At 37.4% G+C, this 11,850-nt stretch carries 10 protein-coding genes and 1 pseudogene; 2 read left to right on the top strand and 9 right to left on the bottom strand.

The window, feature by feature from the left end; translation table 11 throughout:
• Positions 1-91 precede the first annotated feature (91 nt).
• Entirely contained in the window at positions 92-739 is a 648-nt protein-coding gene (locus QZ105_RS01085) for an HAD family hydrolase (protein ID WP_293728001.1), read from the top strand.
• 46 nt (positions 740-785) lie between these two features.
• Here the strand turns inward: QZ105_RS01085 and QZ105_RS01080 are convergent, their stop codons facing one another.
• A complete protein-coding gene (locus QZ105_RS01080) occupies positions 786-1,955 on the bottom strand; it encodes a DUF4143 domain-containing protein (RefSeq protein WP_293728000.1) in 1,170 nt (389 codons plus the stop codon).
• 286 nt (positions 1,956-2,241) lie between these two features.
• Here QZ105_RS01080 and QZ105_RS01075 point away from each other — a divergent pair, with 286 nt between their 5' ends.
• On the top strand, positions 2,242-3,075 hold the full coding sequence (locus tag QZ105_RS01075; RefSeq protein WP_293727999.1) for a PD-(D/E)XK nuclease family transposase: 834 nt from the start codon (positions 2,242-2,244) through the stop codon (positions 3,073-3,075).
• Between the two features lie 283 nt (positions 3,076-3,358).
• Here the strand turns inward: QZ105_RS01075 and QZ105_RS01070 are convergent, their stop codons facing one another.
• From QZ105_RS01070 to QZ105_RS01035, 8 genes and pseudogenes are all read right to left on the bottom strand, one after another.
• The gene (locus QZ105_RS01070; protein ID WP_293727998.1) at positions 3,359-4,807 is read right to left on the bottom strand and encodes a lipopolysaccharide biosynthesis protein; all 1,449 of its coding nucleotides are present in this window, start codon (positions 4,805-4,807) and stop codon (positions 3,359-3,361) included.
• 4 nt (positions 4,808-4,811) lie between these two features.
• Complete coding sequence (wzy, locus tag QZ105_RS01065) at positions 4,812-5,504, bottom strand: O-antigen polysaccharide polymerase Wzy (protein WP_293727997.1); 693 nt, start codon at positions 5,502-5,504, stop codon at positions 4,812-4,814.
• A pseudogene (gene wzy / locus QZ105_RS01060) lies at positions 5,497-6,042 on the bottom strand (O-antigen polysaccharide polymerase Wzy); the annotation flags it as partial. The pseudogene wzy (QZ105_RS01060) and the gene wzy (QZ105_RS01065), both read right to left, overlap by 8 nt.
• A gap of 183 nt (positions 6,043-6,225) precedes the next feature.
• A complete protein-coding gene (locus QZ105_RS01055) occupies positions 6,226-7,473 on the bottom strand; it encodes a glycosyltransferase (protein ID WP_293727996.1) in 1,248 nt (415 codons plus the stop codon).
• Between the two features lie 74 nt (positions 7,474-7,547).
• Positions 7,548-8,753, bottom strand: a complete 1,206-nt coding sequence (locus QZ105_RS01050; RefSeq protein ID WP_293727995.1) for an ATP-grasp domain-containing protein — start codon at positions 8,751-8,753, stop codon at positions 7,548-7,550.
• A 28-nt stretch (positions 8,754-8,781) separates the two neighbouring features.
• Positions 8,782-9,405 carry a sugar transferase gene (locus tag QZ105_RS01045; RefSeq protein WP_293727994.1) on the bottom strand — a complete coding sequence of 208 codons (624 nt, stop codon included), beginning with the start codon at positions 9,403-9,405 and terminating at the stop codon, positions 8,782-8,784.
• Between the two features lie 3 nt (positions 9,406-9,408).
• Positions 9,409-10,590, bottom strand: coding sequence for an ATP-grasp domain-containing protein (locus tag QZ105_RS01040; RefSeq protein ID WP_293727993.1), 1,182 nt, complete (start codon positions 10,588-10,590; stop codon positions 9,409-9,411).
• On the bottom strand, positions 10,587-11,798 hold the full coding sequence (locus QZ105_RS01035; protein ID WP_293727992.1) for a DegT/DnrJ/EryC1/StrS aminotransferase family protein: 1,212 nt from the start codon (positions 11,796-11,798) through the stop codon (positions 10,587-10,589). Before QZ105_RS01035 ends, QZ105_RS01040 begins: the two co-directional genes overlap by 4 nt.
• Positions 11,799-11,850: the final 52 nt, after the last annotated feature.

Below are 11,850 nucleotides of genomic sequence, written 5' to 3'. Positions count from 1 at the left end.
CTACTATTATATAGCATCTTGCTGTCAAAAGCTATTTTTTATGTTAGAATATCAAGAGAAGCTAATCTCAAACTAGAGCAAGGAGTACACAATGAAATACACCACTATCATTTTCGATTTAGACGGTACGCTGCTGGATACGCTGCAGGATTTAGCCAACGCTACCAATTACACTTTAGGTAAGCACGGCCTGCCCCTGCGTACCGTAGATGAAGTACGTCAATTCGTCGGCAACGGCATTCGCAATCTTATCGCCCGCGCCGTACCCGCCGGCACCTCGCAGGAAATTCAGGAAGCCGTTTTTGCCGACTTCAACCTTTATTACAAAGAGCACTGCGCCGATAACACCCAGCCCTATCCCGGCATTCTGCCGCTTTTGGCCGAACTGCGGAAGCAGGGCTGCCAAACGGCCATCGTCTCCAACAAAGCGGACTACGCCGTGCAGGAGCTGGCACAGCAATATTTTCCTAACCTGCTGGACGCAGCCTGCGGCGAACGCCAGGGCATCGCCCGTAAGCCGAAGCCCGATATGCTGCTGGCTATTATGGAGCAGCTACATGCTGATAAAAACAGCACCATCTACGTCGGCGATTCGGACACCGACCTTTTAACCGCAAAAAATACCGGCGTGCCCTGCATCGGCGCTTGCTGGGGCTTCCGCGGCCGCCAGTTTTTAATCGACCACGGCGCGCAATTATTAGCGGAAAAAGCCAGCGACATTTTACAATTATGCAAATAAAATACAGCTAAAAAACCAGGCGCAGTGCAACGCCTGGTTTTCTTTATTATAAGCTTGCTGCGTTCACCTGCCATAAGCCCGCCGCCAGCTGCCTGCTTTCACCCTGCAAGGTAATTACGCAGCCGACGCCTAAGTATAAGCCCAGCCTCTCAGCATAAGGCTGCAAGACCACCGCAATCTTTTGCAGCTTCTGCACATTCACCGCATCTTTACTAATAAAAACAGGATACAGCGTACTTTCCCAGCGTATCAGCAAATTTATTTCCTTATTATTAGAATCACGATAAAAGCGCCACTCGGGCACAATACCCTGCCGTAAAAAGCCTTCGCGCAAAATATTGACAACGTAATTCTCATACAAATTTTTAAAATACAAGCTCGGAACTAACGCCGAAGCATCATAAAGCCGCAGCAAATACGCAGCAGCAGCGGTGTCTCTAAAGTAAAGCTTAGGCGCTTTGACCAATCGCTTACCGGCAATATCATCCACTGGCTGCAAAAAATAAATCACTCCGGCTCCCGCCAAAAACTGCAGCCACTGCTTAACCGTAGGCGCGCTGATGCCCACGCTATTAGCAAGCAAAGCATAATTGACTACTGACCCGCTCATACCGGCGGCAGCGCACAGCAGGCGGTACAGCGCTATATCGTCACTGACAGGCGTATGCTCCATAATGTCGTGCTGCAAGGTCTGATGAATATACTGGGACGCCGCCTGCCGCCTGTCTGCGCCAAAGCTTCCCTGAACAATTGCCGTCAGTACGTCGCGCTTATTTTCCCGCTGTAAAATTTGCTCCAGGCATTGCCCCGTTGGCAAAAACGTATACTGCCCTACGGCATCTGCCGCAGCCAAAGGTAAATCCATAAATACTGCGGCGCCGTCCTCGCCTGTATTAACCGTCTGCTGTAAAAAACAGCTTTGCCCACAGCTGGCAAGTATTTGCCCCAACGGCAAGCCGCTGCGCAGTAAGCATGGCAGCAAAGCAGGCACATAATGCAAATGAGCCAAATAAACAGGCAATGGTAAATTACCTGCGAAAGCCTCAACGTCTTGCTCCACCTGCATGCGAACGCTGGGCAATGAGCAATCCACCGCATGATAGCCGGCCGTCAGCCCACGCAGCAAAGTATTTTGATGCTCGCTGCCGCAAGTACGCAAAATTACAAGCTTATTATTCAATTGTAACGTGCCAATAGTTTTTTGCAAATCAATCATGGTAGCCTTTCTTGAAGGATATTGTAAAATAGTACCCTTGTATATATTTTTATTATATGTTATACTAACATTGAAAAATTACATAAGTAGGGCGGTACCTTACGGTATCTATTTAGCAGTATCTCCGTTCTGTTTTTGCAGAGCGCCGGTACTGCTTTTTTGTTTTACCCCATTCTGCTTATGTATTTTCACTCAAAATCTTTAAATCAAAGGCATGAGATGGAAAGGAGGCCGGACTGGCTGCCCGGCTTCCTTGTCCAAATATATTGTAATAGGAGATGAAAGTATGCCCAACGAATTTGTCAAGCCGGAATATCTTGAAGCCATTGCGCGCCTGCGTCTTATCGATGATTTCTTTATGCGCAAGGCCTTTGAAAACAATATTCCAGCCGCCGAGCTTCTCTTGCGTATCATCCTGCATGATGATAAAATTAAGGTGGTAAGAGCGCTAAGCCAATATGTTGTCAGCAACCTTTACGGACATTCAGCACAGCTGGACTTACTTGCCCAAGACGCTAATGGTAAGTACTTCAATGTAGAAATACAAAGCGCCAGTGAAGGAGCTTCGCCGCAGCGCGCCCGTTACTACGGCGGCGTCGTCGATACTGCGCATTTTTCCAAAGGTATCGATTACCATGAGCTTTTTGAAACTTATGTAATCTTTATTACGCAGGACGATATTTTAGGCGAAGGCCGCCCTATTTACCACATCGAGCGTAAGATTGAGGAAAGCGGAGCCAGCTTTAACGACGGCTCCCACATTATTTATGTCAACGGCAATTGCCGTTACGACCAAACTGCTTTAAGCAGGCTGATGCACGATTTTTTCTGCACAAGCGCTAGTGATATGCATTATAAACAATTACAGGAACGTGTAAAATACTTGAAGGAAACCGAGGAAGGAGTGCAAACTATGTGCAAGATTATTAATGATTTATCCGATGTCGCATTTGCTAGAGGCATTGCCCAAGGCGAAGCTCGTGGTGAGGCCCGCGGTGAAGAGCGTTTCGCTTTACTGATGCAAAAGCTTTATTCCCTTGGTAGAACGGATGATGCGCGGAGAGTATCTATAGATAAAGATTATCGGAATGCCCTAATGAAAGAATTTGCTATTCAGTAAAAGCTACCGTTGTGCAGCCCACGCCACAGCTTCATATTGCAAACTAGAGGACGGCGCAGGCCGTCCTTTTTTATTATTATAAGCATAAGCCTCTACCTATATATAAAAAATCCTGATGTAGTAAAGAAAAAAGGAACACCTAATCTAGTAATATACTGTGCTATAATGCACAATATATTTTGGCTATCATACGGAATTCCAATATGAAGCGTTAATATCAAAGAAGCCATTACAAATTTTAGAATATCTATAGTTTTATATTGTTGTTGTCCATTTAATTCCATCAAACCATTTTCTCATTTTTGATTAAGCTTCTAAGATTATTTATATCTTTAACAAGAAACATGTGTACTACAACAAAATAGGAAAAAGTACTTATCATCATACCAACAAATTCCAATAAATCAGTAATCATTAATGTGTTCATCATCAAATAAGATATAGGTATAACTAAAGAAGCAATCAAGGGATTAATCATATTACATAGAGTTTCTTTGATATTTACTTTAAAAGTCACTTTAAGAAGTATCAAACTCATTATTACAAATTCTAAAATTGAAAAACATCTCCCATATACAAAATTCCAGAACCCATATCTTGTAGTCAACATACATACAGGTATTAAAAAAGCCAAATATGAACATTGGAACAAAAACAATACTTTAGGAATTCCCTTTGCTTTGTAAAGCTCGGCAGTAAAACTATAAAATATAAGACTGCACATCATCATTAAACCCCACATACCCACAATATCGCTTGCTTCAGACCACCTAGCACCAAATAAAATTAACGTTATAATTTTTCTATAGCAGAATAGGCCTAATCCCATTGGAATGATTAAATATAACATCAGCTTTTGTATATTGAGAAAAGTATAATAAAATAAATCTTCTTTACTTTTAAGTCTTGATAAGACTGATAGTAACACCGGACTCATTGAAGCAGAAACCATCCCCATTATTGACATAACCATATTAGCAGAATTTTTATATAAGCCTATATAGTAATCAGAAAATACTTGTGCTGCAATAAAAGTATCTATCCAAAATATTAACCAATGTGCTAATCCTTCACAAAGTGACCAAAAACTAAAACTGAACATTTCTTTTAAAATCTTTACCGAATAAAATACTCTAGGTTTCCAATCAGATAAATACGTTAATGTAACAGCATTACATAATGCACCTATTAAATTACCTATGATCAATGCCCAAAAAGATTTAGTAACGAAAGCCAATGGCACAGTTATTAAAAGAGGTACAGCAGAAATCAATATGCGCACAATAAATAATTTTTTATATTCAAATTCTCTTCTTAACAAATTAGTTTGTATACTAGAGATAGAAGCAATCATTAATTGTATGCAACTTATAGAAATAGCTGCTCCATATTCCTTATTTCCTAAATACGAGGCGATAATATCTTGATTTAGTATAATAAAACAAAACAAGAATATAGATAATAATAAATTAGACCAAAAAGCTACACTGGCATAATCTTCGCGAGTTTTTTTATCGCAAAAATCTCTCTGTATCATATATTTTCCAAAACCAGCATCTTTTATAATATCGGTAAAAGTAACTACCATATTACATATGGCAATAACGCCAAAGTCATTAGGTGTAAGAATACGTGCAAGCAACATACTAGTTATTGGAGTAATAAATTTTGCTGCTACTTCAGATAACAAGGACCAACTAATAGATTTCTGTATTACATTTTTTTCTGACATTTCATCACCTAGAACCTCGTGTGCCGATAGAGATTAAATAGTTAAGCCCAAAAATAATTATTAACGTAATGATTGTAGATGGGAAAAATATTACTGACAAAAAGCCTGAAAAGCTTCCTCTCGGAGCCCATAAAAGCTGAGTAATCATCAATAATTGTAACGAATGCATAAATATAGACTTATATTCTGAAAATCTATTGATATTAGCCAATAAATAAGCATATAGTATGTTTCCTAAAACTATACCAAAATAAGAAAAGTCTTGAAATAATTCTGCGATATAACTAGTTCCTGTACCTCTTCCCATTAAATAAAGATTGCCTAGAACTTTATACCCCAAGGCATGTGTAAAACTTCCTCCATATAAAGCATGTTCAATAGAATTTCCATTATATACTTCAATATTAAATAATCTTGCTAAAAAACCACTTTTTGCGAACTCTAATATATAAAATTGTTGATTCGCTAATTCTTCATATAAATTATAAGCATGCTTAATAATATTAACAGTAACCCCCTGTGCATAAAAAAAATCAAATAATCCTGCATACCATACAAAGTTATTATCCGTTTCATTAAAACGCCAAGCATTAAACCAAGAAAAAAACAATGCTAAAAATGGCACAACAAATATAGATCCACATATCCATTTCCTTTTAACCCAAAGCGTATCTGGATCAATACTCTGTCTATACAAAAAAATATACCATTAAAAATAGTAACCCTAGCATCAACGTGGATCTTTGCCCACTACCTAATGAAACCAGTAAATAAAATAAATATACCCATATTGGCTGACGTAATTCCTTTTTAGTTGGTAATGTCGATAAAAATACACATAACGCCACAGGCATTGCAATTTCAATTTTGCTAATAACATACAAAATACCATTACTTGCCATATTTTCATAAAAACTTACATAATATTCAGTGTACCCATGTGAAAAAACATATCTTGCTATGACCAATTTAGTTATTATAGCAAATATTATAGTAAAATAATAAACTATTTTACTTATCAGTCTCAAACGAATACTATTCCCATCATTTTTAATCAATCCTTTAGATTCTTGTTTCTTTTGACTAAAAAACATATAACCTAAGCCAACAGACAATAAACTAAGCAGCATAGATATATAAGCATGCCTATTAGTATTATCGTCAAAAGCTTCTACTTTATATATAAAAAACTGTTCTAAGATTTCTCTCCCCATTAAAAAGCAAAAAAAGTAACTAAAAAAGCAAACAGCATCCCCCTTTTCTCTATCTCTTTATATGAATATAAAGCTAAATAACACCATAGATAAACAACAGCCACAAAAACAATATTACAATCCAAAATAAATAGTAAAATTGGAAGAAGAAATAACATCAATGTCAAAGCGAAAATTTTATTTACAGTTAAACACATAAAGTCTTCATTCCTCATTTCTCATATCACAGACATTAATCAATTTTTCTATAAAAACACGATAATTTCTATAACTATCAAACTTTTCCAACCATTGTACCCTAGCATTATTTCTAAATTGTAAATATTTTTCTTTATTTATATTTATATATTTAACAATATTTTCAGCAACTTTATTAGCGCTTATATCAACGGGAATAATGGTTCCACATACTCCATCTTCAACTATTTCTCCCGTTCCACCAGCGTTTGTAGCTAAGCAAGGTATTCCAAAAGACATAGCTTCCATTATAGATACTGGAATCCCTTCCGAACTACTTAGATTGACAAATAAATCGTAACAATTATTTTTATAATCATCCATTAATGTACTATTTGCTACATTTCCCCTGAAATCCACTTCAATATTAGCAGGTAAATTAGCAGCTAGTTTTTTTATCTTTTCCATCAATACACCATCACCAAAGTGAGTCCACTTAATTTGATGCTTTTGGATATTTGATAAAGCTTCAATCAATAAATCCAACCGTTTTACTTCAACTACATTAGAACAACTTACTATTCTAAATTTATCGCTTGAATAATACTCTTCCACTCCTTTATCCATTGTTCCTAGAAAAGCGGCTTTTATTTTATCTGCATAAATAGGATAACAATTATTCAAATATGTTACTCCATCCAGAGAACATGGTAATACCCAGTTTATATTCTCCAATAATATTTTTCTTAAAGGTATATAGCCATTTTTTCGTCTATCTTCATACAAATCATACCTATGAGCTCTAGAAACTATTTTATTATTTAGTATTAGCCATCTCTTCAACAATATAGCCACATATGGCTGATATTCAAAACGATAAGAATAAAACAGCGAATCTTTAAATTCAGCTTTTGGAATTAAATCTTTTATTTTTCTTGCTTCATAATCAGCCCGGCTCAAATACACAAAAAGAGACACTATCTGGCTGACACCCAATCTATTGGACTTATATAATTCTTTAAGTTCTCTATATAAATCTACATTAAACAATACTCTGATGCTATTTATTAAATAGATGAACTTTGGTGCATAATAAACAGGGACTACTTCCACGTTGTCAGGTAAAGTACGTATAGTTTTAGTATGCTCTTTACGTAACTGTAATGCTATAATATATACTTTATCAAATCTATTATAATACTTTACTTCAGTTTCTAAATAAGGTTCCCATGTTCCATATGGAAATTCATTGGTAAACAAAAATAATTTTCTCATCTCTTACACCATAAAATATTTTTAAGAGAGCTATTACAAGTATTACTCATAATAGCTCTCGTTTATTATATTAATCACACCAAATTTATATGGATATCGTTCATTACATTATCAAGGATTTCTTTACATTCGTCCATATTATCTCCCTGCACTATTACTTGACCAATGCAATCATTAGAATTCTCAAAAATTCTAACTGTATCGCCAACCTTTTTAAAGAATGTAACTTCAATAACGTTTTCAGCTACTTTACCATCATAATTAATATCCCTAATAATTCCTTGCTTTTCAGTTTCTAGCATCATCCTAGCTAGGCCAGCTTTATTATATCCTCTTTGTTGCTGCCAAAGCTCAGATGGATCTTCTCCTAAAGCCATAATAGCAATCATTTTATAATATTCTATACCAAAATTAATTTGTACTAATTCAGGCAAGCAATTTGCGCCCACTCTGCCAGTCAATTCAATCACATATACAGTATTATCTTTTAAAATTAAATCAACATTTACAGCACAATTATTTAATCCTAATGCTAAAATTGCACTTTTCACTGCTTGCTCAGTTTGTCTATAAATATCTTGGCTACAATCAAGAGGTACATAGTGCCCTACCGGTACTGCAGTGTGACTCATATATGTTTCATCACCATGCGGCATTACAAACAATACCTGTCCGTTATACACAAAAGCTTGAGCACCAAATTCCCAGCCTTCAATATATTCTTCTATAATGCAATAAGAGCGTTTTGTTTTTTTCATTGCTTCAGCGAAACCAACAAAAGCATCTTTTTTAGTTTTAGCAATATATATGCCATTACTTCCTTGTAAATCTGTAGCTTTAATGATTACTGGTAATTGCAGTTTATCTAAAGCAACTATTAATTCATTTTCATTTGAGATTTCATAGAATCTAGCTGTACTAACATTGTGTTCCATGAAAGCCTGCTTCATTTTTAACTTATCGCCACACATTATCGCAGCACTTTCAGTAAGTCCAATAAGATTTAATGCATCACAGGTTTTGCCCAACGCAGGAATTCCAGTATCTAAACAACAAGTTGCGATCCCATCTAAATTTAAATTTTTAGCTTTCAAAAGCACTTCATCTGGGTCAGCAATATTCATTTCACAAACTTCTTTTGCCAGTTTAATTCCGGGAGGGTTATTATCAAGCATTGTTCCAGCAATAGTATGAATACCCAAAGCATTTGCTGCTTTGTACAATCCTACCTGACCACGACCAGCTCCTAAAATTAGTAACCTTTTACCTTGTACTCCCATAATTACACGACCTTTCTTTTTAAATATTTCAATTTATCTTATGAACATCTTTCACGTTATTAGTTTTAATATAAATATTTTTCCTAAGCAAAACTGTTTCTACTGTTTTCATCAAAATGTCCATATCTCCAAAGAAGCTAACTTTCATTGCATAATCAGCGTCATACTGTAATTTTTCTTCCTGTTTAATTGAGTTTCTAAAATAAGCTTGCGTATATCCTGTTATCCCAGGCCTTACTTGCAATCTAATTCTTCTTTTTTCATCATAATCTTGGAGTGGTCTATTTATCGTAATAGGTCTTGGTCCAATAATGCTCATATCACCTTTAAGGACATTTATAATCTGCGGAATTTCATCCAAAGAAGTATTTCTTAAAAATTTGCCAATCTTTGTTATTCTAGGATCATCTGGTGCATTATAAGTAGAATTATCCGCATTTCGCAAATCAGGTGCATTCATCTTCATCGACCTAAATTTATACATCTCGAACACACACCCATTTAACCCTCTGCGCTTAGCTTTATAAAATATACTGCCTCCATCCTCCAATACAATCATCGGAGCTACAATAATAAACAGCACAGCAAAGAACGGAAATACTAATATTGCTATTAAAACATCAATCAATCTTTTAAAATATCTACTGTACATATATTATTCCTCTATTTTTACTATTGAAGTAGCTTCATTACAAGCTTTTATAGCTTCTGCCGCAGTCTCTGCCTGCGCTATTACAAAGCCAATTCTATCTGTACTACTAGCTACATCAGATACCATATCGCCAGCTCTATGTACAAAAGTTATCTCTTTTATTTCTCTAATTTTTTTTGCCTGTTCCACATTGCTTATACTTTTTATGATTCCTTTTACAGACGGAAAATATCTAATAGCAGAACCTTTATTAAATAAAGGCTCGATATTAGGAGTTATGCCGCAAGATAACTCTATCGTGGCTTTCACCATATCAACACCAGTAGATAACGGCACTAAATGCGTTGTAATGCAGTCTCCTCCCATTCTTGCACCTAGCTCTATCATTTTAGGTCCTTCTTTTGTAAGCATTATTTCTACATGAGCTGGACCTATATTTATTCCTAGTGCCTGAACCGCTCTGCATGCTAAATTCTTAATCTTTTCTATATTCTCGTCATTGCTAAGGCTAGGCTGATTATGCCCCATTTCAACAAAATGTGGAGCACCTGTAGTTAATTTATCTGTAACTTGAAGTACTTTAGGAATATTTTGTAAGACCATTATTTCTACGCTATATTCCTGCCCTTCCAGATACTCTTCAATTATGACGCCCCCATTACGACTTTGCTCTGAACTATATTCAAAAGCTGCGAATAATTCTTCTTTGCTTTTTACAAGTACAACGCCTCTGCTGCCAGCATTATCAACAGGTTTGCTGATGCATGGATATTTTATCTTTTCAATAATATTATGCAGATCATCTTTTTGCTGTAAAACAAAATACCATGGGTGTTCTACTCCATTAGCTGCAAAGGCTTTTATCATTTCTCCTTTATCTGTAGCTTTAACCGCCGTTTCATAACTTATACCGGGAAGGTTCAATTTTTCCGCAGCATACGCCAACGAACGCATTGGCATATCAGTTGCCAAAGTCATTATTCCATCGGCCCGAAAATCTTTAGCAGCCCGATATATCCCTTGTTCATCAATTGTACTGACATTAAAATATTTATCGGCAAATTTAATTCCAACAGCTTCAGGATTATAGTCTGCCACGCCTACATAAAAGCCCATTTCTTTAGCCTTTTTTATAGCAGGCAATTGCAAAACCGAAGCGCCTATAATAAAGAGTCTTTTCATCATGCCATTTCCTTCTGCACAGCTTTAAAGCATTCCATCACATACTCCACATCCTCGTCAGTCAGCAAGGTATGCAGCGGCAGTGTCATTTCATTTGCAAACTGCGCGTAAGCATTTGGATAATCCTTAATATCAAAGCCCAAATTCTTATACGCAGTATGCATGGGCAGAGGCTTATAATGCACGTTTGTCGCTACGCCGCGCTCTGCCATTTTAATAATAAATTTATTGCGGTACTCGCTGTCCTTACCGTTGAAACGGACAAGGTACAGATGCCCGCTGCTCTGATGCTGGCCGTTATAATGCTCCAATACCTGCACATTGCAATCAGCTAAGGCTTCATCATATTGAGTGATAATTTCCTTACGGCGAGCCAGCAGCTGCGGATATCGTTCAAACTGCACCAGGCCGATGGCTGCCATAATATCCGTCATATTGCATTTATAATAAGTTCCCTTGATATCATATTCCCAGGCTCCCAGTTGTGTTTTAGCCAAGGCGTCCTTGCTCTGCCCATGCAGGGACAGCAGCTGGTATTCATGGTACAGCTCTTCATTATCGATGCCGGGAATATCGCGCCAAACGGCTGCGCCGCCTTCTGCCGTAGTAAAATTCTTTACAGCATGGAAGGAAAAGCTGGTGAAATCGGCAATGCTGCCCACAGGCTGGCCCTTCCAGCTTGCGCCGAAAGCATGAGCTGCATCAGCGCACACAGCAACGCGTCCAAGGGTCTGCTGTATTTTATTGGCAGGCTTAAACAGCGCCTTTTTACTTTCTACTACGGCAAAAATTGTATCGTAATCGCAAGGAATACCAGCCAAGTCTACCGGTATAATCGCTTTAGTTTTATCGGTAATAGCGTCAGCAAGCTTAGCATAATCCATTTCATAGCTGTCCGGCGCTGTATCTACCAATACAATAGTCGCTCCCACATGCTCGATAACGCTGGCAGACGCAGTATAGGTATAGGCGCTGGTGATTACTTCATCGCCGGGCCCAATACCAAGTACTCGCAGGTTCAGCTCCAAAGCTGCCGTCGCGCTATTCAGACACACCGCCTTAGATGTGCGGCACATTTCTGCAATTTCTTTTTCCAGTTTTTTAGTACGCGGGCCAGTGGTTATCCAACCGCTGCGTAAAGCCTCCGCTACTTCCTTGATTTCTGCTTCCGTAATATCCGGAGGCGAAAAGCTGACATTTCTTGCTTTCATTTTTCTCCAGTCCCCTCTCTCACGATACCTTTCTGATATTCTGCATCTCCGC

The organism is uncultured Phascolarctobacterium sp. (assembly GCF_905212365.1).
In the GTDB taxonomy this organism is placed as follows: Bacteria; Bacillota; Negativicutes; order Acidaminococcales; family Acidaminococcaceae; genus Phascolarctobacterium_A.
This window is presented reverse-complemented; position numbering and strand designations above follow the sequence as displayed.

Bases quoted from the DNA above. Each gene is read 5' to 3' on its own strand.
- QZ105_RS01035 (WP_293727992.1), bottom strand. From the start codon at position 11,798: ATGAAAGCAAGAAATGTCAGCTTTTCGCCTCCGGATATTACGGAAGCA.
- QZ105_RS01055 (WP_293727996.1), bottom strand. From the start codon at position 7,473: ATGAGAAAATTATTTTTGTTTACCAATGAATTTCCATATGGAACATGG.
- QZ105_RS01070 (WP_293727998.1), bottom strand. From the start codon at position 4,807: ATGTCAGAAAAAAATGTAATACAGAAATCTATTAGTTGGTCCTTGTTA.
- QZ105_RS01075 (WP_293727999.1), top strand. From the start codon at position 2,242: ATGCCCAACGAATTTGTCAAGCCGGAATATCTTGAAGCCATTGCGCGC.
- QZ105_RS01080 (WP_293728000.1), bottom strand. From the start codon at position 1,955: ATGATTGATTTGCAAAAAACTATTGGCACGTTACAATTGAATAATAAG.
- QZ105_RS01040 (WP_293727993.1), bottom strand. From the start codon at position 10,590: ATGATGAAAAGACTCTTTATTATAGGCGCTTCGGTTTTGCAATTGCCT.
- QZ105_RS01085 (WP_293728001.1), top strand. From the start codon at position 92: ATGAAATACACCACTATCATTTTCGATTTAGACGGTACGCTGCTGGAT.
- QZ105_RS01050 (WP_293727995.1), bottom strand. From the start codon at position 8,753: ATGGGAGTACAAGGTAAAAGGTTACTAATTTTAGGAGCTGGTCGTGGT.
- QZ105_RS01045 (WP_293727994.1), bottom strand. From the start codon at position 9,405: ATGTACAGTAGATATTTTAAAAGATTGATTGATGTTTTAATAGCAATA.